Consider the following 22,204-nt stretch of genomic DNA (forward strand, 5'->3'; position numbering starts at 1 on the left):
ACCCTGGTGATGTTCTCGCAGGCCCGCAACCTGAGCGAGGCCCCCGCCGCCAAGACCGGCATCAAGGTCGTCTCCTGCCCGGACCTGCGCTGGGCCCGCCGGGACATCAAGAGCGTCAACCTGCTCGGGCCGGTGCTGGCCAAGCAGTTCGCCGCCGAAAGCGGCGCGCAGGAAGCCTGGCTGGTGGAAGATGGCGTCGTCACCGAAGGTGCGTCCTCGACCGCCTGGATCGTCAAGGGCAAGACGCTGATCTCGCGGCCGCTCTCGAACAAGGTCCTGCCGGGCATCACCCGCAAGGCTGTTCTGGCTTTCCTCGCCGAAACCGGCTTCACCTTCGAGGAACGCACGTTCACGCTGGATGAGGCGCTCGATGCCGAGGAGGCCTTCATCACCTCGGCCAACAGCTTCGTGATGCCGGTGGTCTCGATCGACGGCCATACGATCCACAATGGCGCGCCGGGCCCAACCGCGATCCGCCTGCGCGAAATCTATATCGACTTCGCCAGGAAGGGCGGCGTGCTGGGCTGATCGCCCACACGCTCCCCCGCGACATAGGTCGCGGCGACATTGCGCTCGTCACCCAGCGTGACGAGCACGAAGAGTTCCTCGGCGAGATCGCGCGCCGTTTCCAACCGGTGCGCCATGGCCCGCGTCGCTGCCGGGTCGAGCACCACGACATCCGCCTCGCGGCCGGGCTCGAGCGAGCCGATGAGATGATCGAGCCCCAACGCCACCGCATTGCCGCGCGTGATGGCATGGAGCGCCGCGAACGCGGAAAGCGACTGGCCCTGCAGCTGCAGCACCTTGTAGGCCTCGGCCATGGTCCGCAACATCGAGTAGCTGGTGCCGCCGCCGATATCGGTCGCGACCGCAACCCGTACGCCTTCCCGCTTCGCCCGGGCCCAGTCGAACAGGCCTGAACCGAGGAAGAGGTTCGACGTCGGACAGAACACGGCGACAGCTCCGGCCTCGGCAAAAGCACGCCATTCATGCTTGGTCATGTGGATGCAGTGGCCCAACAGGCTCTTGCGGCCGAGCAGGCCGTAATCCCGATAGATGCCGGCATAATCATCGGCATCCGGATAGAGCTGGCAGGCCAACGAGATCTCGGCCTGGTTCTCGTTGATATGGGTCTGGACGAAGCAGTCCGGATGTTCAGAGGCGAGTCGCCCGGCAGCGGCCAGCTGCTCCGGTGTCGAGGTCACCGCAAAGCGCGGCGTGATCGCATAGAGCTGGCGTCCCCTGCCGTGCCAGCGCTCGATCAGGGCCTTGCTGTCGGCATAGCTGCTCTCGGCCGTATCGGTCAGCGCCGCCGGGGCGTTGCGGTCCATCATCACCTTGCCGGCAATCATCCGCGTGTTGCGGCGCTCCGATTCGGCGAAGAAGGCTTCGGCCGATTGACGGTGAACGGAGCAGTAGACGGCCGCCGTGGTGGTGCCGCTCGCCAGCAACTCGTCCAGCAGGAACCGCGTCAGCTTCTCCGGATGTCCCTGCTGCGCCAGCTTCTGCTCYTCGACGAAGGTGTATTTGTTCAGCCACTCCATCAGCTGCGCACCATAGGAGGCGATCACCTGGGTCTGCGGCATGTGCAGATGCGCGTCGATGAAGCCCGGCATGATCAGGTTCGGCCGGTGATCGACGATTTCCGCCTCTTCCGGCAGCGTCGGCAGCAGCTCCGATGCGGCGCCGACGGCCTTGATCAGTCCGTCGGCGATGACGACCAGGCCATCCCCGATGAAGCGATGCGCCGCGTCGCCGGAGGTCTCGGGATCGCCGACGAACCAGAGCAGGCGGCCACGCAGGGCGCGAAGGCGACGGTCTTCGTTCACAGGCTCGYGCTCCGGCTCAAAATCACGTCATATCTGCACCAAATCAAAGCTTTCGGCCAAGCGTCGAACATGCCTAATCTGGAGGCATGATTTGGATCTGTGAGCGGCCGGGCCGCCATGCGTGAGATAGTGCGCTTCCTCTACGGCGATGAGCTGGTCGAGATCGCGTCCAGCGATCCGACCCAGACGCTGCTCGACTGGCTGCGCCTCGAGCGCCGCCGGACCGGCACGAAGGAAGGCTGCGCCGAAGGCGATTGCGGAGCCTGCACCGTCGTCGTCGGACGACTCGACGGCGGCCGATTGCGCTATGAGGCGATCAACGCCTGCATCCGCTTCCTGCCGACGCTCGATGGCTGCCATCTGCTCACCATCGAGCACCTGAAGGGCGCGGACGGCCGTCTGCACCCGGTGCAGCAGGCGATGGTCGATTGCCACGGCTCGCAATGCGGCTTCTGCACGCCGGGCTTCGTGATGTCGCTCCTTGCGCTCTGGCTGAACGAGCCGGCGCCGGAGCTGGGGCGAATCGAGGACGCGCTCGCGGGCAATCTCTGCCGCTGTACCGGCTACGAGCCGATCATTACCGCGGCCCGTCGCCTCTACGAACACGCCGACCGGACGCAGGATCGCTTCGCGCTTTCGGTGCCCGGCATCGCCGCCCGGCTGCACGCTTTCGCGGATCAGGAGACGCTGACACTCGCCCATGGCACGCGACGCTTCCTGTCGCCGGCGACGGCCGATGCCCTCGCCGATCTCGTCATCTCCCATCCCGAGGCCGTTCTCGTCGCCGGCGCGACCGATGTCGGTCTCTGGATCACCAAGGGGATGCAGCAGCCGCAAACCATCATCCATCTCGGCCGCGTCGAGGACCTGCGTCCAATCAGCGACGAGGGCGATCATCTGCGCATCGGCGCCATGGCGAACCATATCGATGTCCGCACGGCACTCGCGGTGCTCTCGCCGCAGCTCGACGAGCTGATGCGCCGCTTCGGCGGCGAGCAGGTGCGCAATGCCGGGACGATCGGCGGCAATATCGCCAATGGCTCACCGATCGGCGATCTACCGCCTGCGTTGATTGCGCTTGGTGCAACGCTGCTGCTGCGGCGCGGCAGCGAGCGACGCGCGCTGCCGCTGGAAGCCTTCTTCCTCGACTATCGCAGCCAGGACCGGAAGCCAGGCGAATTCGTCGAGGCCGTGCTGGTGCCGAAACTGCAGAATGACGCTCTGTTCCACATTTCGAAGATCTCAAAGCGCTTCGACGAGGATATCTCGGCGGTGTGCGGCGCCTTCCTGCTGCATCTCGACGAAGCCAATCGGGTGAGCGAGGCACGGCTCGCCTATGGCGGCATGGCCGGTATCCCGAAACGGGCCGCCGCCGCGGAAGCCGCGCTGCTCGGGAGGGATTGGGACGAGGCTGCGGTCGCTGCCGCCATCGCCGCCCTGCCCCGGGATTTCACACCGCTGACCGACATGCGCGCCTCGGCGGCGTACCGGCTGAAGGTGGCCGGCAATCTCCTGCGCCGGTTCCTGATCGAAACGACGGCGCTTGACGTCGACACGCGCGTCGCGGGCCTGCTTGCGGAGGCTGCCCATGGCTGACGCGCGCAAACGGCTTGAGACCGAGGTCGTGGCCGGGCCGCTCGGCCGGACCAGCAATCATGATTCCGCCGCCAAGCATGTCGCGGGTGAAGCCCTCTATATCGACGATATCGCCGAGCCGGCCGGCCTTGCGCATGCCTATCTCGGCCTTTCCCAGGTCGCGCATGGGCGGCTGATATCGCTCGACCTCGCGGCCGTGCGCACGGCCCCCGGCGTTCTCACCGTGTTGACGGCCGAGGATATTCCGGGCGCGAACGACATCAGCTCGACGCATCGACATGACGAGCCTGTCTTCACGACGCAGAATATCCTGCATCACGGCCAACCGCTTTTCGCGGTTATCGCGGAAACCCGGGATCTGGCGCGCCGCGCCGCCGCGCTGGCCAAGGCGGCCTATGAGGAAGCCGCTCCGCTGCTGGATGTCGCAGCGGCCCGCGCGGCCGGCGGCGAGCTTGTCACCGACCCGCTGAAGCTGGAGCGCGGCGATGTCGCGGAAGCGCTTGCTGCCAGCCCGCGCCGGCTCAAGGGGTCGATGGAGATCGGCGGGCAGGATCATTTCTATCTGGAGAGCCAGATCGCGCTCGCCATCCCCGGCGAGGACGAAGACATGCTGGTGCTGTCCTCGACGCAGCATCCGAGCGAAGTCCAGCACATGGTCGCGCAGGTGCTCGCCGTCGGCTCCCACGCCGTCACCATCGAGGTCCGGCGCATGGGCGGCGGCTTTGGCGGCAAGGAGACGCAGGCCAATCTCTTCGCCTGCGTCGCCGCGCTCGCTGCCCGCAAGCTGAAGCGCCCGGTAAAGCTCCGGCCCGACCGCGACGACGACATGGTCATCACCGGCAAACGCCATGATTTCGTGGTCGATTACGAGATCGGCTTCGATGACGAGGRGCATATTCACGCGGTGGACGCGGTCTATGCGGCGCGCTGCGGCTGGAACGCCGATCTCTCGGGCCCGGTCACCGACCGCGCGCTGTTCCACATGGACAATTGCTATTTCTACCCGGCGGTGCGCGGACGTTCGCAGCCCCTGCGGACCAACACCGTTTCGAACACGGCCTTTCGCGGCTTCGGCGGCCCCCAGGGCATGGTCGGAGCGGAACGCTTCATCGAGGAGGTTGCTTTCGCGACCGGGCTCGACCCGCTCGAGATCCGCAGGCGCAATCTCTATGGCGCGGTCGGTCGCGACATCACGCCCTATCACCAGCAGGTCGAGGACAATATCGCCGGCGACGTGATCGCCGAACTTGAACGGCGTTGCGATTACCGCGCGCGCCAGGCGGGGATCCGTGAGGCCAACCGCAAGAGCCCGGTCATCAAGCGTGGCATCGCGCTGACCCCGGTCAAGTTCGGCATCTCCTTCACCGCGACCTGGTACAATCAGGCAGGCGCCCTGGTGCATGTCTACACGGACGGCACGGTGGCGCTGAACCATGGCGGTACCGAGATGGGCCAGGGCCTCTATGTGAAGGTGGCGCAGGTCGTGGCGCAGGCTTTCGGGATCGGCCTCGACCGGATCAAGATCACCGCGACGACCACCGGAAAGGTGCCGAACACCTCGGCGACAGCCGCCTCCTCCGGCTCCGATCTCAACGGCATGGCCGCGCTCGATGCCTGCGAGACGATCAAGGCGCGGCTCATCGCCTTCGCGTCGAAGCGCTGGGAGGTTTCAGCCGAGGAGATTGCCTTCCTGCCGGGCCGGATCAGGATCGGCACGCAGGAGATGAGTTTCGCCGAATTCGTCGCGGCAGCCTACATGGCCCGCGTCCAGCTCTCGGCGACCGGCTTCTACGCGACGCCGAAGATCCATTGGGATCGCAAGGCCGGGCGTGGCCACCCGTTCTATTATTTCGCCTATGGCGCGGCTGCGGCCGAAGTCGCGATCGACACGCTCACCGGCGAATACAAGGTCGAGCGGGTCGACATCCTGCATGATTGCGGCACCTCGCTGAACCCGGCGATCGACAAGGGCCAGATCGAGGGCGGCTTCGTGCAGGGCATGGGCTGGCTCACCACCGAGGAACTCTGGTGGGACGACAACGGCCGGCTCAAGACCCATGCGCCCTCGACCTACAAGATCCCCGTCGCCTCCGACCGGCCGCGGATCTTCAATGTCGACCTGCTCGAGAACGCCCCCAATCGCGAGCCGACGATCCACCGTTCCAAGGCGGTCGGGGAGCCGCCGCTGATGCTGGCGATCAGCGTGCTCCACGCCTTGTCGGACGCGGTCGCGAGCGTCGGCAATCATCGCTTCTGTCCCCGTCTCGACGCGCCGGCGACGCCGGAGCGTGTACTCGATGCGGTCGACCGCATGCGGGAACAGGTACGGGGCGCGGCGCCATGACCGGGCTGGCGACTTTCCTCGAAGCCCATCTCGAGCAAGGCGCCATCCTTGTCAGCATCGAGCGCGCCGAAGGATCGACCCCACGCGAAACCGGCGCGACGATGGTCGTCACCGCCGAGGGCAATTCCGGGACGATCGGCGGCGGCCAGCTCGAATTCCACTGCGCCGACATCGCCCTTGAGATGCTGGCGAGCGGCGAGACCTCGCGACGCCTCGATATTCCGCTTGGGCCGCAAATGGGCCAGTGCTGCGGCGGCCGGGTCGGTGTCGTGCTGGAGCGGGCCAGGCCGTGCCATCTCGCGACTCTCCAGGCCGCCGAAGCGGCAAGGTGCGCAGCGCAGCCTGCCGTCCTCATCCTCGGCGCCGGCCATACCGGGCGCGCGCTTGCCGAGGCCCTCATGCGCCTGCCGCTGACGGTCATTCTGATCGACGACCGCGAAGCCCAGATGCACGATCTTCCCGTTGGTGTCGCACCGCTACGACTGGACGACCCGGTCGAGGCGATCACATCGGCCCAGCCCGGCACCGCCTTCGTGATCCTTTCGCACAGCCATGCGCTCGACTACCGGCTGACCGAGGCTGCGCTCCTGCGCGGGGATGCCGCCTATGTCGGCATGATAGGCTCGGCGACGAAGCGCGCTCGCTTCGCTGCCAGCTTCCGCCGCCGGCACCCTGCAAGCGATGCCCTGGCGCGCCTGACCTGCCCGATCGGCGGGGATGATGTGGACGACAAGCGCCCTGAGGTCATCGCCGCCTTGACGGCAGCCGAACTGGTGCGGAGCTTGCTTGCCAAGCAACAGGCTTCCGGGCAAAGCGTGGCGCAGGGCCGACAGGGTCCGGGGAGAAGGGCAGGAGATGACGGCGTCGCCGCATGACAGGACGGATACGCCGCCCCGGCTCGTGCTGTCGGGCATCTCCAAGAGCTTTCCCGGCGTGAAAGCCAATGACGACATCAGCTTCAGCGTGAAGCCCGGCGAGATCCACGCCCTGCTCGGCGAGAACGGAGCGGGCAAGTCGACGCTGGTCAAGGTCATCTACGGCGTTCAGCAGGCCGATTCGGGCAGCATCTCCTGGGATGGCCGGCCTGTTTCGGTCCCCTCGCCCAAGGCGGCGCGGCGGCTCGGCATCGGCATGGTCTTCCAGCATTTCTCGCTGTTCGACGCGATGACCGTGATCGAGAACATCGCGCTCGGCCTCGACGAGGCCGTGGATCGCGAGGAGCTGAAGACCCGCGTCGCCAAGGTTCTGCAGAGCTATTCGCTGCCGCTCGATCCCGAGCGCGAGGTCCATACGCTCTCGGTCGGCGAACGGCAGCGCATCGAGATCGTCCGCTGCCTGCTGCAGAAGCCGAAGCTCCTGATCATGGATGAGCCGACTTCGGTCCTGACACCGCAGGAGGTCGAGCGTCTGTTCGAGACCTTGCGGCAGATCGCGTCCGAAGGCTGCTCGATCCTCTACATCAGCCACAAGCTGCACGAGATCAAAGCCTTGTGCGACACCGCCACGATCCTGCGCGCCGGCCGGGTCGTCGCGACCTGCGACCCGCGGCAGGAGACGACACGGCGCATGGCCGAGCTGATGATCGGCGCCGAATTGCGGCAGATCGAGAACGCCCATTCCGGCAGGATCGGCAAGCGCCGACTGATCGTGTCTGGTCTCTCMCTGCCCGGCGAACCGCCTTTCGGCACGAGCTTGCGCGACATCAGTTTCGAGGCACGGGCCGGCGAGATCCTCGGCATCGCCGGCGTCGCCGGCAATGGCCAGGCCGAGCTGCTCGGCGCGCTGTCCGGCGAGCGCCTCAGTGCGGTGCCGAACGCCATCATGCTCGACGGCAAGCCCGTCGGCAGCGAGGGAGCGGGCGAGAGGCGCAGCGCCGGCCTCGCCTGCGTTCCGGAGGAGCGCAACGGACACGCCGCCGTGCCGGATTTCTCGCTGGCCGAGAATGCCATCCTGACGGCGCGCTACCGGCTGCCACTGGCACCTCGCGGCTTTATCCGCCTCGGAGCGGTTCGGCGCTTCGCCCAGGCCGTCATYGGCCGGTTCGATGTGCGCACCACCGGTCCAGGCTCTCCGGCCCGCTCATTGTCCGGCGGCAATCTGCAGAAATTCATCATGGGCCGCGAGATCGGCCAGGAACCAGGTGTCCTCGTGGTCTCGCAGCCGACCTGGGGGGTCGATGCGGGCGCCGCAGCGGCGATCCGGCAGGCGCTGGTCGATCTGGCGGCGAAGGGCTCTGCGGTCGTGGTGATCTCGCAGGACCTCGATGAACTGCTCGAGCTGGCAGACCGGCTCAGCGTCATCAACGAGGGCCGGCTCTCGCCGCCCCGCCCGGTCGCGGAGCTCGCGATCGACGAGATCGGCCTGATGATGGGCGGCATTCACGGCGCAGCCMAGCCCGAAGGAGCGCCGCTTCATGCTTGAATGGCGCCGCCGCCGCGAACCAAGCCGGGCGATGCTCTATCTGAGCCCGCTGATCGCGATCGCGCTCACCATGGCGACCGGCGCGTTGGTCTTCACGGCGATGGGTTATGACGGGCTGACCGCGGTCTTCGACTTCTTTCTCGTATCCTTCCTCGAGCCGCATCGCTGGCCGGATCTCGGCGTCAAGGCGGCGCCGCTGGTGATGATCGCGCTCGGCCTCGCCATCGGTTTTCGCGCCAATGTCTGGAATATCGGCGCCGAGGGCCAGTACATCATGGGCGCCATCGCCGGCACCGGCGTTGCCCTCGCCACCTATGAGATGAGCGGCTGGTGGATCCTGCCGGCCATGGCTCTAGCCGGCATCCTCGGCGGCATGGCCTGGGCTGCGGTCCCGGCGCTGCTGCGCGTCAGGCTTCAGGTCAGCGAAATCCTGACCAGCCTGATGCTGACCTATGTCGCGGTGCAGGTGCTGTATTATCTCGTGCGCGGCCCGTGGAAGGATCCGGACGGCTTCAACTTCCCGCAGACGCGGATGTTCACGGCCGATCAGACGCTGCCGGTCGTCATCCCCGAGACGCTCGTCCATCTCGGCATTCCGCTCGCACTCGTCATTGCCGTCATTGCCTGGCTGGTGTTGGAGAAGACGACCGCGGGCTATGCGGTGAAGGTTGTCGGGCTCGCACCGGCTGCGGCGCGTCACGGCGGCTTCAGCGCCGAACGGACGACCTGGGTGACGTTGCTGATCGGCGGCGGCCTTGCGGGTCTTGCCGGCATCTTCGAGGCTGCAGGCCCGTTCAGCCAGCTTACCCCGCAGTTCCCGGTCGGCTACGGGTTCACCGCCATCATCGTCGCCTTCCTCGGCCGCCTGCACCCGCTGGGCATCGTGCTCGGCGGCGTCGTTCTGGCGGCAACCTATGTCGGCGGCGAGATCGCCCAGACGACCGTGCGTCTGCCCCAGGCCGCGACCGGCATGTTCCAGGCGATGCTGCTGTTCTTCCTGCTCGCGACCGATGTGCTGGTCCGTTATCGCATCGCCTTCCGGGCGAGGCCGGCGAAAGTGGTGCCGCGATGAACAGCGTCATCCTGGTCTCGATCATCATGACGCTCGTCGCAGCGTCGACACCGATCCTGCTCGCGGCGCTCGGCGAGCTCGTCGTCGAGAAGTCGGGCGTGCTCAATCTCGGTGTCGAGGGCATGATGCTGACCGGGGCCGTCGCCGGTTTCGCGGTCGCCTTCAGCACCGGCAGCGTTGCGCTCGGCCTCATTGCCTCCGTTATCGCCGGCATCGCAACCGGGATGATCTTCGCCGTGCTGACGCTCAGCCTGACCGCGAACCAGGTCGCGACGGGCCTGGCGCTGACGATTTTCGGCGTCGGCGCCTCCTCGCTGATCGGCGCCGGCTTTGTCGGCCGCACGATCGATCGTCTGGGGCCCCTGTTTCCCGAAGCGCTTTCCAGCCATCCCTGGCTGCGTGCGCTCTTCGGGCACGACATCATCGTCTATCTCTCGCTTGCCCTGGTTCTCGGCGTGAGCCTCTTCCTGCGCAGGACGCGCGCCGGATTGATCCTGCGGGCGGTCGGCGAGAATGACGCCTCGGCCCATGCCATCGGCTATCCCGTCATTGGCATCCGCTATGCGGCGATCGCCTTCGGCGGCGCGCTGGCGGGCCTCGGCGGCGCCTATTTCTCGCTGGCGCTGACGCCGATGTGGGCTGACCGCCTCACCGCCGGGCGCGGCTGGATCGCGCTCGCGCTCGTCGTCTTCTCCGCCTGGAAACCCGGCCGGCTCCTGCTCGGGGCCTATCTCTTCGGCGCGGTGATGACCTTCGAGCTTCAGGCCAAGGCTGCCGGCATCACCTGGCTCGCGCCGGAGGTGCTGGCGATGGCCCCCTATCTTGCGACAATCCTGGTTCTGACGATGATGTCGCTCGGTCGCAAGACGGGCCGGCTCGACGCGCCCGCATGTCTCGGCAAACCCTTCTCGGCGTCCTGACGGCGCCGCCAACCCCGTGGGGAGAACAACCATGTCATCCATGATCACCCGCCGCACGCTCGTTGCCGGCGGCGCCGCGGCGTCCGCCCTGCCCCTGCTCGGCCGCAGCGCCTTTGCGCAGGCGCCACTGGGTGTCGGCTTCATCTATGTCGGTCCGATCGGCGATCACGGCTGGAGCTGGACGCATGATCAGGGCCGCAAGGCGCTCGAGAAGCAGTATGGCGACAAGATCAAGACCAGCTTCATCGAGAACGTCGCTGAGGGGCCGGATGCGGCGCGCGCGCTGCGCCAGCTGGCGCAGGCCGGCAACCAGCTGATCTTCGCGACCTCCTTCGGTTTCATGAACCCGACCATCCAGGTCGCAAAGCAGTTCCCGAAGCTGAAATTCGAGCACGCCACCGGCTATCAGCGCGCCGAGAACGTCGCGACCTACAATGCCCGCTTCTACGAGGGCCGCGCCGTGATCGGCACGATCGCGGGCCACATGTCGAAGAGCGGCCAGGCCGGCTACATCGCCTCCTTCCCGATTCCGGAGGTCGTGATGGGCATCAACGCCTTCACGCTCGCCGCCCGCAAGGTCAACCCGAACTTCAAGACCAAGGTCATCTGGGCCTCGACCTGGTACGACCCGGCCAAGGAAGCCGACGCCGCCAAGGCGCTGATCGACCAGGGCGCCGATGTGATCACCCAGCATACCGACAGCCCCGCCGCCCTGCAGGCGGCCGAGCAGCGCGGCGTCTTCGCCTTCGGCCAGGCGTCCGACATGAGCGCCTTCGCGCCCAAGGCGCATCTCTCGGCGATCGTCGACGACTGGTCGGGCTACTACATCAAGCGCGTCAAGGACGTCATGGACGGCAGCTGGAAGTCGGGCGACGTCTGGGGCGGGATCAAGGACGGCTTCGTCAAGCTCGCCCCGTTCAATCCCGCGATGACGCCAGCCGCACGCGCAGGCGCGGAAGAAGTCCAGAAGGGCATCGTTGCCGGCACGCTCCACCCCTTCACCGGCGAGCTCAAGGACCAGAAGGGCGTGCTGCGCCTCAAGGCCGGCGAGACCGCCCCCGACGAGATGCTGTCGAAGATGGACTGGTATGTCGACGGCGTGCAGGCCTGAGCGCGCAGGCCAACTTATCCTAACGTCACCCCGGCAGCCGGATCGAGACTTCGGCTGACGGGAATGACGGAGGCGGCATGACGCCCCGAACGATTCAGCATCAAAGCCTCTTGCAGATATTTTAAGCTTGAAACAAAATGAGGACCATACGAGCCGGAAGGGGATGGGGATCTCCGCCGGCCAGTAGGCTCCTTGCAGGTCCCGGGAGGACATCGGACATGAAGCTCAAACTCGCATTGTCTATCGGCACGGCGCTCGTCGCGCTGGGAGTTGCCGGCGCACAGGCCCAGGAGCCGATCAAGATCGGCGTCGTCAGCGTTCTTTCCGGCCCGCAGGCAGCCCTTGGCCAGCAATTGCGCGACGGCTTCCAGCTCGCAGTCGACCAGATGGGCGGCAAGCTCGGCGGACGGCCGGTGCAGATCACGGTGATCGATGACGAGCTCAAGCCCGATGTCGCGGTCGGCAAGGTTCGCGGCTTCGTCGAGGGCGGCAAGGTCGATTTCGTCGTCGGACCGGTCTTCTCGAACATTCTGGGCGCCATCGCCAAGCCAGTCCTGGACTCCGGCGCGGTGCTGATCAGCCCGAATGCCGGCCCTTCGACGCTTGCAGGCAAGGCCTGCCACCAGAACTTCTTCGTGACCTCGTACCAGAACGACCAGGTCCACGAGGTGCTCGGCAAATACGCTCAGGACCAGGGCTTCAAGCGCGCCTACATCATGGCGCCGAACTACCAGGCGGGTAAGGACTCGCTCGCCGGCTTCAAGAACTACTTCAAGGGCGAGGTGGTCGACGAGGTCTATGTCCCGCTGAACCAGCTCGATTTCTCGGCGGAGCTCGCCAAGATCGCCTCGGCCAAGCCCGACGTCGTCTTCGCCTTCATGCCGGGCGGTCTCGGCGTCAATCTGGTCAAGCAGTGGTCGCAGGCCGGCCTGCAGGGCAAGATCCCGTTCCTCTCCGCCTTCACGGTCGATGAATCGACCCTGCCGGCACAGCAGGACGCTGCGGTCGGCCTCTTCGGCGGCATGACCTGGGCGCCCAATATGGACAATCCGCAGAACAAGAAGTTCGTCGCGGATTACGAGGCTGCCTACAAGATCGTCCCCGGCTCCTACGCCATGCAGGCTTATGATGCCGCCTTGCTGATCGACTCGGCGGTCAAGGGTGCCGGCGGCACGGCCGACAAGGACAAGCTGCGGGCCGCGATCCGGAAGGCCGACTTCAAGTCGCTGCGCGGCAACTTCAAGTTCAACAGCAATGGCTACCCGATCCAGGACTTCTATCTGGTCAAGGTCGCCAAGCGCGCCGACGGCAAGTTCCAGACCGAGATCGCGCAGAAGGTGTTCTCGGACTATGCCGACCCGCATGCGAAGGATTGCGCGCTGAAGTGAGGAGACTGCCCGGGGGAGCTCATGTCCCTTCGTCTCTCTGGGAGGAGAGAAGAGCTTGGATGATGGCAGGGTGCCGGAGAGCAGCCGCCTGTCATCGGAGCAGGACATCAGCTCCCCTTGGCGACATCCTCACCCTCGCCGCCGCCCCTGCCCTTTCCGGGGACGGACGCCCGCCCGTGCCTGACTTGCGTCTCGCTGCGCCCGCCTAGCATGCTGCGAAAAGTTGCGACGGTTTTCGCATTCGGCATGCTCTAAATTATGAGAATCGATCGCGTTTTCTGCGTTGGACGACTTTGTCCAAACGCAGCGTGATCAAGGGGCGCCCCGCGCCGGCCAACGAATATCGAGCTGATGACCACCAGTCTCCTCATCGTCCAGATCCTGAACGGGTTGCAGCTCGGCATCCTGCTGTTCCTGGTGGCAGCGGGGCTGACGCTGGTCTTCGGCGTCATGGATTTCATCAACCTGGCCCATGGCGTGCAGTACATGCTGGGGGCCTATCTCGCCGTGACCTTCGTCGGGCTGACCGGAAGCTTCGTGCTGGGGCTGCTGCTCGCCCTGGCGGCTGCGCTCGTCATCGGGCTAGCCCTCGAATTCCTGGTCTTCCGCCATCTCTATGAACGCGACCATCTCGACCAGGTTCTCGCGACCTTCGGGCTCATCCTGCTCCTGAACCAGGGCGTCAAGATCGTCTGGGGTGCGGCGCCTCTCTCCGTCCCGGTCCCGGAATTCCTCTCGGGCTCTGTGCGCTTGATGGACGGCATTCTCTATCCGACCTATCGCTTCGCCCTGATCGGCGCCGGGCTCGCGGTCGGCGGATTGCTCTGGTTCATCGTCGAGCGGACGCGTACCGGCATGCTGTTGCGGGCCGGGGCCTCGAACGCGCCAATGGTTTCGGCACTCGGTGTCGATATCCGCAAGCTCTTCATGGTCGTCTTCGCCTTCGGAACCATGCTGGCCGGATTTGCCGGCGCGATGGCGGCGCCGATCCTCTCGGTCGAGCCCGGCATGGGCGACACGGTGCTGATCCTCGCCTTCGTCGTCATCGTCGTTGGCGGCATCGGCTCGATCCGCGGCGCCTTCGTCGGTGCGCTGATCGTCGGACTGGTCGACACGCTCGGGCGCTCCTTCATGAATGACCTGCTGCGCCTGTTCATGAGCGCCCCCTCGGCCCGTGCGACGGGAGCCGCTCTCTCCTCGATGCTGATCTACCTGGTGATGGCCATCGTCCTGTTCGTGCGTCCCGAAGGCCTGTTGCCCGCCAAGGGCCGGACATGAGCGCGGCGCCCACCATCGCCGGCGCAGCCGGGTCCATCCCATCCCGACCAAGATCGCGCTCCGTCCTGGCGCTGGTGCTCTTCGCGGCGCTCGCGCTTGCCCCGGTCGCCGTCTCGCTCGGCGTCCCAGCGCATTGGCTGTCATTGCTGACGCGGGCGATGATCTTCGCGATCGCGGCCCTGTCGCTCGACCTCATCCTCGGTGTCGGCGGGCTGGTCTCCTTCGGGCATGCCGCCTTTATCGGCATCGGCGCCTATGTGACCGGCATCATGATCACCGAGGGTCGCACCGAGACCCTGCTGATCCTGCCCGTGCTCCTCGTCGTCTGCGCCATCTTCGCGGCGGTCACGGGCGCGGTCTCGCTGCGCACGCGCGGCGTCGCCTTCATCATGATCACGCTGGCCTTCGGGCAAATGGTGTTCTTCCTGGCGCAGGCGCTCTCGGCCTATGGCGGCGACGATGGCCTGACGCTCTATGCCCGCAGCACGATCGCCGGCCTCGACATCGCGGCAAGCCGGACCGGCTTCTTCTACATCGTGCTGGGCGCACTCATCGGCTGCTACGGGCTGGTCCGCATCATCGTCGCCTCCCGCTTCGGCCGCGTGCTGCGCGCGGCGCGCGAGAACGCGACGCGCGTGACCGTGACCGGCTACGATGTCGGACGCGTGCGCCTGATCGCCTATGTCATCAGCGGCATGATCGCGGGCCTGTCCGGCTTCTTCCTCGCCAACCAGACGGAATTCGTCAGCCCCGCCTTCATGTCCTGGCAGCGCTCGGGCGAACTGATCTTCATGGTCGTGCTCGGCGGTGTCGGCTCCCTGCATGGCGCGATCATCGGCGCGCTTGCCTTTCTCTTCGCCGAGGATGTGCTCGCCGGGATCACCGAACACTGGAAGGCGATCTTCGGGCCTCTCATCGTTCTCTTCGTGCTGTTCACACGCGGCGGCATCGTCGGCATCCTCGCAAGGATACGGGGACGCAGCGATGGCTGAGCCCGTCCTCGCCCTCGATGGCGTTCGCAAGTCCTTCGGTGCGCTGAAGGTGACCGATGGTGTCAGCTTCTCCGTCGCTCCCGGCGAATTGCATGCCCTGATCGGCCCGAACGGCGCCGGCAAGACCACGCTCGTGCACCAGATCTCCGGCATGCTGCGCCCGGATGCCGGCAGCATTCGCTTTCGCGGCGCCGACATCACCGGACTATCGCCGGAGAAGCGCGCGCGCGCCGGGCTCGCGCGCACCTTCCAGATCACCTCGACCATCGCTTCGCTCTCGGTGCTGGAGAATGTGGCTCTCAGCGTGCAGGCGCGGGCGACGCATCCGCTGGCGCTGTTCTGCAACGCCGCCCGCGACGAGCGCCTGAACGGTCCCGCCTGGGCGGCAATCGAAGCGGTCGGTCTCGGCGAGCGCGCGCATGTGCCGGCCGGCCGGCTCTCGCATGGCGAGAAACGCGCGCTCGAGATTGCGATGGCACTGACCCTCGAGCCCGCCGCGATTCTGCTCGACGAGCCGCTGGCCGGTGTCGGGCACGAGGAAGGCGCACGCCTGATCGCGCTGCTGAAGAGCCTCAAGGGTCGCTACGCCATGCTGCTGGTCGAACACGACATGGAGGCGGTGTTCGCGCTCGCGGACAGGGTCAGCGTGCTGGTCTATGGCCGGGTCATCGCCTCTGGTGAACCGGCCGCCGTCCGTGCCGACCCGACCGTGCGCGAAGCCTATCTCGGCGAGGAGGGCTAGGCATGCTCGTCGTCGAAGCTCTGGATGCCGGCTATGGCGAAGCGCAGATCCTGTTCGGCGTTGATCTCGCGATCGCCGAGGGCGAGGTGGTGACCTTGCTCGGCCGCAACGGCATGGGCARGACCACGACGATCCGCGCCATCATGGGCCTGATTCCGGCGAAGGCCGGCCGCATCAGCGTCTCCGGCCGCGACCTGACCGGCGCTCCACCCTTCCGGATCGCGCAGGCCGGAATCGGGCTGGTGCCTGAAGGCCGCCAGATCTTTCCGACGCTCAGCGTGGAAGAAAATCTGATCGCCACGGCAGCCAGCCGCTTCGGCAAGCCGCGCTGGGATGTCGAGCGCATCTACACGTTCCTGCCGCGCCTCAAGGAGAGGCGAACCAATCGCGGCAACCAGCTTTCCGGCGGCGAGCAGCAGATGCTGGCGATCGGCCGGGCCCTGATGACCAACCCCAAACTGGTCATTCTCGACGAGGCGACGGAAGGGCTGGCGCCGATCATCCGCCAGGAGATCTGGTCCTGCCTTGCCGCGCTGAAGGCTGATGGCGAATCGATCCTGGTCATCGACAAGAATGTCGATGCGCTGGCCAGGATCGCCGACCGGCATATCGTCCTGGAAAAGGGCCGCGTCGTCTGGCGCGGATCGAGCGACGACTTGCGCAGCGACAGTGCTGTGAAGGATCGCTTCCTGCATCTTTAGAGAAGGAGAGACCGATGAAGCCACTGACAGCCGGCGTGACGAGGGCCAATCAGGGCATCGATGCCATCTCATGGAATATTCTCGGCCAGACCTATGTCCCGAAGACGCTGAGCGAGGATAGTTTCTCCTGGCATGCGATCTTCCCGCCCGGGACCTTCGTGCCGCCGCATGTCCACCCGACGCAGGATGAGTTCATCTATCTGCTCGAAGGCCGGCTTGATCTCGTTCTCGACGGAGAGGAAGCGCATGCCTTGCCCGGCGACCTGATCCGCCTGCCGCGCAACGTTCCGCACGGCATCTTCAACAAGAGCGACAGCCCGGCCAAATGCCTGTTCTGGGTCGCCCCCACCGGCCGGCTCTACGACCTGTTCTGGGCGATCCATTCGATGCCGGAGCAGAACCCCGCGGAGGTCGTCGCGCTCGCCGCCAAATACGAGATCGACTTCCTGCCGCCGCCTCCAGACGGGGCGTGACAAACCCCGCGGCGGGGAAGAAACCGGCCCGTGCGGAACCCGTGCCCGTGCATCCTGCGTTCATCTGCCGGCACTAGTCTGCCGAGCAATGATGGAGGATGAAACATGAGGAAGGCGACGCTTTCCCTTGGCTTGCTCGCCGCGTTCGCGGCGGGCAACGCGGCAGCGATGCCGCTCCCGGCGCCTGGCGAAACGGGCCTGCCGCTCACGCTGGCCCAGATGCGCTGCAATGAATTCCGCTGCATCAATCCGCGCAGCGGCGTCTACACCGAAAGCACCTGCGACTATCGCGGCTGCTATCCGAGCAGCCGCCCGCGTGGGCGGCTTGGCCCCTATGGCGAGGACTATCGCTTCGGGCGCCGTCGGCTTGACGATGATGACGACTATCCGCGCTACCGGGGATATCGCCGCTATCGCGAAGACGACGATGACGACGATTGATTTTCGCGGCCCCCTGCCCTCCGCGTTCGAGCATCCGCCACGATCCGACATGCAGCGTGCTGGAAGGACAACGCGTGCCGAGCCGTGCCCAGAGGAATCTGCTGAACAGCCGTTAAGGTTAATGCAAGGTTAAGGCTGCGCGACTCGCGCTAAAGTGGCAATTATCCCTCTTACGTAGCGGTAGGCAGAATGCCTGCGGCGGAAGTTTGGAGGGGGCGGCATCATGACGACCGAACGCCGTGAAGTTCCACGGCAGCGCACCCTGCTGGGCGCGCGCATCGTCTTCAACAACCGCCAATCCACGCTCGACTGCGTGGTGCGCAACCTTTCGGACGTTGGCGCCATGGTGCTCATCTCCGATGCCGTTGCCTTGCCGGCAGCATTCGAGCTTGAGATCGAGCATAAGCGACACGTCTACGGCGCACGCTTTCGGTGGCGCGATGGCGAGCGCGTCGGGATCGCCCTGGACGGGCGGCCTGCCTCAACCGCCGAAATCGTGCCTCTCGACCACGCCCGGCGCTTGAAGCAATGCGAGCAGAGCAATGCGCAGCTGAAGGCGCGCATTCAGCAACTGACCGAAGCCGGCTGATCGCCCCTCAGCGCCGGGTCAGCTGCTCCGGCGCAAAGCCGGCCTTGCCGGCATAGGATTTCACGATGGCCTCACGCCTTGCGTAACTCATGACCCGTTCGACATCGTCGAAACCATTCGGCGCGAGCGCCTCGACGGCATCGATCACACGTTCGGGGCCGCCAACCCGGTTCAAGGCCACGACCTGCGCCGTTGCCGGCAGGCGCACAGCCTCATAGGCCGCCAGCGCCTGACGCGGATGCTCGCTGCGGACCAGCGCATCGGCAAGCGCGCGCGCATCAAGGATCGCCTGCGAGGCCCCGTTCGAGCCGACCGGGTACATCGGATGAGCGGCATCGCCGAGCAGCGTGACGCGGCCATGGGTCCAGCGCGGCAGCGGATCGCGGTCGCACATCGGGTAATCCCAGAATCCGGGCGAGGCCTGGATCAGCGCAAGGATGTCGACGCCGGGAATCGAGAAACGGCGGGCATAGGGCAGCACATCCTCAAGCCTGCCCGGTTTCGACCAGGCCTCCTTCGGAGGCGGCTTCGCCGGATCCCCCGTCCGGATATTGACGACCCAGTTGGTTAGCCGCGTGCCGGGCTTGCTGCCCGCGGCGATCGGATACAGCACCAGTTTTCCGGCCATGCCGCCGGCGATGATCATGCTCTCGCCGTCGAGGAAGGCCGGCCAGTCACAAGCCCCGCGCCACATCTGCACGCCATTCCAGCGCGGCGCCCCCTGGTTCGGGAAATAATGTCCGCGCACGCTGGAGTGGATGCCATCGGCCGCGATCAGCACGTCGGCACGCGCCGTCTCGCCAGCCTCGCCGCGACGCGCATCGGTAAAATGGGCTGTCACTCCGCCCTCGTCCTGGACGAACCCCTGCAGCCGGCGCCCGGTTCGCAGAGCGCCCTCCCCCAGGCGCTCGCGCACAGCCGCGCAGATCACCCCCTGCAGGCGGCCGCGATGGATCGAGAACTGCGGCACCGGCGCCCCCCCATGGAGACCACGCGGCTCGCGCCAGACGGTCTGGCCAAAGCGGTTCATGTAGATGAGTTCGCGCGTCCGGATCGCGACGGCATCAAGCGCCGGAAGCAAGCCGAGCTCGGCCAGTTCGCCGATCGCATGCGGCAAGGTGTTGATGCCGACGCCGACCTCGCGGATATCACTCGACTGCTCGTAGACGGTGGCGGCGATGCCGCGCGCGTGCAGCATCAATGCGAGCGTCAGGCCGCCGATTCCGCCTCCGACGATAACAACCTTCATGCGTCCCCCCGCATCAGTATTCATTATTTTAAACTTGAAATAACAGGGCAAGATTTGTCAATGACCCCTGTCCTGGTGGCCGCCCCGCTGATTTTTTGCACTCCAGAGGCGGGAACGAAGCGAAATGCTGTGCGTATCTAGCCCCAATGCCGTGTTTTTGGACGTCAACCGTGCCAAGTGGCAGTTTCGCATAGGGCGGACATCCAGTCGTCGCGCGATTCGCGACGGCAGCAGGAATTAGCGTCCTCCCCAGCGACGACTAAGCAACACCGTTCTTCAGGAGAGTTTCATGACCAAGAACGAACTGATCGCCGCCATTGCCGACGAAACCGGCAAGACCAAGACCGACGTGTCCGCCATCCTCGGCTCGCTCGCAGCCGTCGTCGCCAAGACGCTGAAGTCCGGCGACGATGTTACGCTCGGCGGCGTCGGCAAGCTGTCGGCGGCCAAGCGCGAAGCCCGCGAGGCCCGCAACCCCTCGACCGGCGCCATGATCCAGGTTCCCGCCAAGACCGTCGTCAAGTTCAAGGTCACCAAGGACCTCGCCGACGCGGTGGCGTAAGCCGATCATATTTTAAAGCAGCACCTGGCCTTCGGGCCGGTGCTGCTTGACCCCGCCGCGGCCATCCGCACAGTGGGGCGATGTTCCTCCGTCTGTTCACCGATCTGCGCGCCGCCAAGGTTCCCGTCACGCTGCGGGAGTGCCTGGCCTTGCTCGAAGGCGTGGAAGCCGATCTCGCCGAGCACCGCGTCGACGAATTCTATTATCTCGCTCGCACCTGCCTGGTGAAGGACGAGCGCCATCTCGACAAATTCGATCAGGTCTTCGCCCAGGTATTCAAGGGCATGGAGACCCTGCAGCAGGCGATCGAACAGGCCGGCATTCCCGAGGAATGGCTGCGCAAGCTCGCCGAGAAATTCCTGACCGACGATGAAAAGCGCGAGATCGCGGCAATGGGCTGGGACAAGCTCTGGGAGACGCTGAAGCAGCGGCTCGCCGAGCAGCAGGGCCGGCATCAGGGCGGTTCGAAATGGATCGGCACTGCAGGGACCTCGCCCTATGGCGCCTATGGCTATAATCCCGAGGGCGTCCGCATCGGCCAGGACAGCAACCGCAACTTCCGGGCGATCAAGGTCTGGGACAAGCGCGAGTTCAAGGATTTCGACGACACGCGCGAACTCGGCGTGCGCAACCTGCGCGTCGCATTGCGGCGGCTGCGCCGCTTTGCCCGCACGGGAGCGGCTGAGGAACTCGACCTCGACAACACCATCTCGGAAACGGCCAAGCACGGCTATCTCGACGTGCAGTTGCGGCCCGAGCGCCGCAACGCGGTCAAGGTGCTGCTATTCCTCGATGTGGGCGGCTCGATGGACTGGCATGTCGAACTGGCCGAGGAGCTGTTCTCGGCGGCGCGGGCCGAGTTCAAGCATTTCGAGCATTTCTACTTTCACAACTGCCCCTACGAACGGGTCTGGCGCGAGAACAGGCGCCGGCACGATCAGGTCATATCGACATGGGACATCCTGCGGACCTATTCGGCCGACTATCGCATCGTCTTCGTCGGCGACGCCTCGATGAGTCCCTATGAGGTTGCAATGCCCGGGGGCTCGGTCGAGCACTGGAACGAGGAAGCGGGCGAGGTCTGGATGCAGCGCCTGGCCGGTCATTTCCCGAAATCGGTCTGGCTCAACCCGGTCCAGCAGCAGCTCTGGAGCTATACCCAGTCGATCCGTCAGATCGGCGGGCTGATGGGCGGGCGCATGTTTCCGCTGACACTGGACGGGCTGGACGGCGCCATGAAGGTACTGGCCCGCTGACAAGTCCGCGGGGAGCCGCTATGGCTGCCGCCATGCAAGATGACGATGATGCGCTCCCGCCGTCCTGGCGCCAGCGTCCCAAGCCGGTCGGCTTCGAAATCACGTACCGCCTGAAGGGCGATACGCTCGAGATCGACAGCACACGCAAGGTCGATCAGGTCAGGCTCTCGGCGGTCGAGCAGGTTCGCTTCGTCTATGCGCCGAGCAATATCTCCTCGAAGGGATTCAAGACGCAGCTCAGGCTGAGCGACGGCAAGAGCATCACCTTCGGCAACCTGTCCTGGCGCTCGCTCACCGACATGGAGCGTGACGATGCCGGCTATCGTGCCTTTGTCGAAGCGCTGTCGGCCGCAATCGTCAGGGCCAATCCCCGCGCCCGTTTTCTCGCCGGCAAGCCGAACTGGAACTGGCTGCTGCTGACCGTGGTCAGCGGCCTGTCCCTGCTCATGTTGATCATGTTCACGCTGCGCGCCTTCCTGCAGGGCTCCAGCTCGGCGGGATGGCTGGGTATCCTGCTTGCTCTCGCCTCGCTCTGGCAGGTCGGGCCGATGGTCAAGCTCAACCGTCCCCGCGAGCTGCAGACAGGCGAAGTACCGGACGACCTGGTGCCGCGCGCCTCGGCAGGCTGACAGGCCGCTTTCCGGCCGCCTCAGCCGCTGCGCACGACCAACACCGAGCACTTCGCGCGGCGCACGATGGCCGATGCATTGGAGCCGATGACATAGGCGAGCATGCCGGGCTCGTGCGAGCCGATCACGATCAGATCGGCGCCGCTCGCATCGGCTTCCGCCAGCACCTCTCCATGGATCGAACCGACCAGCACCTTTGCGGAAACACGATCCGGCGGCAACGGAATGCCCGCCGCGATATCGGCGAGCTTGGCCTCCGCCTCGCTCTGTTGTTCGGTGTCGAAATCAGCCGGCACGAACTCCATGTAGGTGATCGGCACGAGCGACCGGACATAGACCAGCCTTATGGTTCCGCCTGACGCTTCGGCGAAGGACACCGCCGCGTTGATGGCGAGCGCCGCGAAGTCAACCTCGGCAAGATCAACGGGAACCAGAATCGATCTGTACATCGCATCCCCCCGATTTTCGGCATCGCCAGATTCCGCAGCCGCCGCCCTACGATACCACATCCAGGCACGCGCAGCGTTCCGCATGGTCGCCATGACAGGGCGGAATTGACGCAGCCCGGGCCTCGCCTAGAGTATCGCCGCACGGAAGCAGTCTTGTGAAGT

At 65.9% G+C, this 22,204-nt stretch carries 21 protein-coding genes and 1 pseudogene; 19 read left to right on the forward strand and 3 right to left on the reverse strand.

Annotation, left to right across the window (positions count from 1 at the left end):
* Positions 1-528: aminotransferase class IV (locus AC1DRP_RS10895; protein WP_476768483.1), on the forward strand; the 528-nt coding region annotated here is incomplete at its 5' end.
* On the opposite strand, the gene guaD is transcribed toward AC1DRP_RS10895, so the two are convergent.
* Positions 489-1,829 carry a guanine deaminase gene (gene guaD, locus AC1DRP_RS10900; RefSeq protein ID WP_441506637.1) on the reverse strand — a complete coding sequence of 447 codons (1,341 nt, stop codon included), beginning with the start codon at positions 1,827-1,829 and terminating at the stop codon, positions 489-491. The genes AC1DRP_RS10895 and guaD overlap by 40 nt on opposite strands.
* Before the next feature lie 117 nt (positions 1,830-1,946).
* Here guaD and xdhA point away from each other — a divergent pair, with 117 nt between their 5' ends.
* From xdhA to AC1DRP_RS10975, 15 genes are all read left to right on the forward strand, one after another.
* A complete protein-coding gene (gene xdhA, locus AC1DRP_RS10905; protein WP_476768484.1) occupies positions 1,947-3,425 on the forward strand; it encodes a xanthine dehydrogenase small subunit in 1,479 nt (492 codons plus the stop codon).
* Complete coding sequence (gene xdhB, locus AC1DRP_RS10910; protein ID WP_476768485.1) at positions 3,418-5,769, forward strand: xanthine dehydrogenase molybdopterin binding subunit; 2,352 nt, start codon at positions 3,418-3,420, stop codon at positions 5,767-5,769. The genes xdhA and xdhB overlap by 8 nt, the downstream gene beginning before the upstream one ends.
* Positions 5,766-6,644: a xanthine dehydrogenase accessory protein XdhC gene (gene xdhC / locus AC1DRP_RS10915; RefSeq protein WP_441506640.1), complete on the forward strand. Its 879-nt coding sequence runs from the start codon at positions 5,766-5,768 to the stop codon at positions 6,642-6,644. The genes xdhB and xdhC overlap by 4 nt, the downstream gene beginning before the upstream one ends.
* Positions 6,625-8,190, forward strand: a complete 1,566-nt coding sequence (locus tag AC1DRP_RS10920) for an ABC transporter ATP-binding protein (protein WP_476768486.1) — start codon at positions 6,625-6,627, stop codon at positions 8,188-8,190. The genes xdhC and AC1DRP_RS10920 overlap by 20 nt, the downstream gene beginning before the upstream one ends.
* Entirely contained in the window at positions 8,183-9,262 is a 1,080-nt protein-coding gene (locus tag AC1DRP_RS10925; RefSeq protein ID WP_441506642.1) for an ABC transporter permease, read from the forward strand. Before AC1DRP_RS10920 ends, AC1DRP_RS10925 begins: the two co-directional genes overlap by 8 nt.
* Positions 9,259-10,182: an ABC transporter permease gene (locus AC1DRP_RS10930; RefSeq protein WP_441506643.1), complete on the forward strand. Its 924-nt coding sequence runs from the start codon at positions 9,259-9,261 to the stop codon at positions 10,180-10,182. The genes AC1DRP_RS10925 and AC1DRP_RS10930 overlap by 4 nt, the downstream gene beginning before the upstream one ends.
* Positions 10,183-10,222: 40 nt before the next feature.
* Entirely contained in the window at positions 10,223-11,293 is a 1,071-nt protein-coding gene (locus AC1DRP_RS10935; RefSeq protein WP_441506668.1) for a BMP family ABC transporter substrate-binding protein, read from the forward strand.
* Positions 11,294-11,511: 218 nt separating this feature from the next.
* On the forward strand, positions 11,512-12,681 hold the full coding sequence (locus AC1DRP_RS10940) for an ABC transporter substrate-binding protein (RefSeq protein WP_113515589.1): 1,170 nt from the start codon (positions 11,512-11,514) through the stop codon (positions 12,679-12,681).
* A 351-nt stretch (positions 12,682-13,032) separates the two neighbouring features.
* A complete protein-coding gene (locus AC1DRP_RS10945) occupies positions 13,033-13,959 on the forward strand; it encodes a branched-chain amino acid ABC transporter permease (RefSeq protein ID WP_069882119.1) in 927 nt (308 codons plus the stop codon).
* Positions 13,956-14,951: a branched-chain amino acid ABC transporter permease gene (locus AC1DRP_RS10950; RefSeq protein WP_441489104.1), complete on the forward strand. Its 996-nt coding sequence runs from the start codon at positions 13,956-13,958 to the stop codon at positions 14,949-14,951. The genes AC1DRP_RS10945 and AC1DRP_RS10950 overlap by 4 nt, the downstream gene beginning before the upstream one ends.
* On the forward strand, positions 14,944-15,693 hold the full coding sequence (locus tag AC1DRP_RS10955; protein WP_441506644.1) for an ABC transporter ATP-binding protein: 750 nt from the start codon (positions 14,944-14,946) through the stop codon (positions 15,691-15,693). Before AC1DRP_RS10950 ends, AC1DRP_RS10955 begins: the two co-directional genes overlap by 8 nt.
* A gap of 2 nt (positions 15,694-15,695) precedes the next feature.
* A complete protein-coding gene (locus AC1DRP_RS10960; RefSeq protein ID WP_476768487.1) occupies positions 15,696-16,394 on the forward strand; it encodes an ABC transporter ATP-binding protein in 699 nt (232 codons plus the stop codon).
* A gap of 14 nt (positions 16,395-16,408) precedes the next feature.
* Positions 16,409-16,867 carry a cupin domain-containing protein gene (locus AC1DRP_RS10965; protein WP_441506645.1) on the forward strand — a complete coding sequence of 153 codons (459 nt, stop codon included), beginning with the start codon at positions 16,409-16,411 and terminating at the stop codon, positions 16,865-16,867.
* Between the two features lie 105 nt (positions 16,868-16,972).
* Positions 16,973-17,308, forward strand: coding sequence for a hypothetical protein (locus AC1DRP_RS10970; RefSeq protein WP_441506646.1), 336 nt, complete (start codon positions 16,973-16,975; stop codon positions 17,306-17,308).
* 223 nt (positions 17,309-17,531) lie between these two features.
* Positions 17,532-17,897 carry a PilZ domain-containing protein gene (locus tag AC1DRP_RS10975; protein WP_441489100.1) on the forward strand — a complete coding sequence of 122 codons (366 nt, stop codon included), beginning with the start codon at positions 17,532-17,534 and terminating at the stop codon, positions 17,895-17,897.
* Between the two features lie 7 nt (positions 17,898-17,904).
* Here AC1DRP_RS10975 and AC1DRP_RS10980 read toward each other — a convergent pair whose 3' ends face one another.
* Positions 17,905-19,146 carry a flavin-dependent oxidoreductase gene (locus tag AC1DRP_RS10980; protein ID WP_441506647.1) on the reverse strand — a complete coding sequence of 414 codons (1,242 nt, stop codon included), beginning with the start codon at positions 19,144-19,146 and terminating at the stop codon, positions 17,905-17,907.
* A 277-nt stretch (positions 19,147-19,423) separates the two neighbouring features.
* On the opposite strand from AC1DRP_RS10980, the pseudogene AC1DRP_RS10985 reads away from it, so the two are divergent.
* From AC1DRP_RS10985 to AC1DRP_RS10995, 3 genes and pseudogenes are all read left to right on the forward strand, one after another.
* Positions 19,424-19,708: pseudogene (locus tag AC1DRP_RS10985) on the forward strand (HU family DNA-binding protein); the annotation flags it as partial.
* Positions 19,709-19,788: 80 nt separating this feature from the next.
* Positions 19,789-20,964 carry a vWA domain-containing protein gene (locus AC1DRP_RS10990; protein ID WP_476768488.1) on the forward strand — a complete coding sequence of 392 codons (1,176 nt, stop codon included), beginning with the start codon at positions 19,789-19,791 and terminating at the stop codon, positions 20,962-20,964.
* Between the two features lie 32 nt (positions 20,965-20,996).
* Positions 20,997-21,593: a hypothetical protein gene (locus AC1DRP_RS10995; protein ID WP_441489097.1), complete on the forward strand. Its 597-nt coding sequence runs from the start codon at positions 20,997-20,999 to the stop codon at positions 21,591-21,593.
* 20 nt (positions 21,594-21,613) lie between these two features.
* On the opposite strand, the gene AC1DRP_RS11000 is transcribed toward AC1DRP_RS10995, so the two are convergent.
* Positions 21,614-22,042 (reverse strand): universal stress protein, encoded by a 429-nt coding sequence (locus AC1DRP_RS11000; RefSeq protein ID WP_069877316.1) that lies wholly within the window; start codon positions 22,040-22,042, stop codon positions 21,614-21,616.
* Positions 22,043-22,204 lie beyond the last annotated feature (162 nt).

The organism is Allobosea sp. 01N443, from assembly GCF_056399325.1.

Bases quoted from the DNA above. Each gene is read 5' to 3' on its own strand.
- AC1DRP_RS10990 (WP_476768488.1), top strand. From the start codon at position 19,789: ATGTTCCTCCGTCTGTTCACCGATCTGCGCGCCGCCAAGGTTCCCGTC.
- AC1DRP_RS10940 (WP_113515589.1), top strand. From the start codon at position 11,512: ATGAAGCTCAAACTCGCATTGTCTATCGGCACGGCGCTCGTCGCGCTG.
- AC1DRP_RS10975 (WP_441489100.1), top strand. From the start codon at position 17,532: ATGACGACCGAACGCCGTGAAGTTCCACGGCAGCGCACCCTGCTGGGC.
- AC1DRP_RS10945 (WP_069882119.1), top strand. From the start codon at position 13,033: ATGACCACCAGTCTCCTCATCGTCCAGATCCTGAACGGGTTGCAGCTC.
- AC1DRP_RS10980 (WP_441506647.1), bottom strand. From the start codon at position 19,146: ATGAAGGTTGTTATCGTCGGAGGCGGAATCGGCGGCCTGACGCTCGCA.
- AC1DRP_RS10995 (WP_441489097.1), top strand. From the start codon at position 20,997: ATGCAAGATGACGATGATGCGCTCCCGCCGTCCTGGCGCCAGCGTCCC.
- AC1DRP_RS10950 (WP_441489104.1), top strand. From the start codon at position 13,956: ATGAGCGCGGCGCCCACCATCGCCGGCGCAGCCGGGTCCATCCCATCC.
- AC1DRP_RS11000 (WP_069877316.1), bottom strand. From the start codon at position 22,042: ATGTACAGATCGATTCTGGTTCCCGTTGATCTTGCCGAGGTTGACTTC.
- AC1DRP_RS10925 (WP_441506642.1), top strand. From the start codon at position 8,183: ATGCTTGAATGGCGCCGCCGCCGCGAACCAAGCCGGGCGATGCTCTAT.
- xdhA (WP_476768484.1), top strand. From the start codon at position 1,947: ATGCGTGAGATAGTGCGCTTCCTCTACGGCGATGAGCTGGTCGAGATC.
- AC1DRP_RS10965 (WP_441506645.1), top strand. From the start codon at position 16,409: ATGAAGCCACTGACAGCCGGCGTGACGAGGGCCAATCAGGGCATCGAT.
- AC1DRP_RS10930 (WP_441506643.1), top strand. From the start codon at position 9,259: ATGAACAGCGTCATCCTGGTCTCGATCATCATGACGCTCGTCGCAGCG.
- AC1DRP_RS10970 (WP_441506646.1), top strand. From the start codon at position 16,973: ATGAGGAAGGCGACGCTTTCCCTTGGCTTGCTCGCCGCGTTCGCGGCG.
- xdhC (WP_441506640.1), top strand. From the start codon at position 5,766: ATGACCGGGCTGGCGACTTTCCTCGAAGCCCATCTCGAGCAAGGCGCC.
- AC1DRP_RS10955 (WP_441506644.1), top strand. From the start codon at position 14,944: ATGGCTGAGCCCGTCCTCGCCCTCGATGGCGTTCGCAAGTCCTTCGGT.
- AC1DRP_RS10935 (WP_441506668.1), top strand. From the start codon at position 10,223: ATGATCACCCGCCGCACGCTCGTTGCCGGCGGCGCCGCGGCGTCCGCC.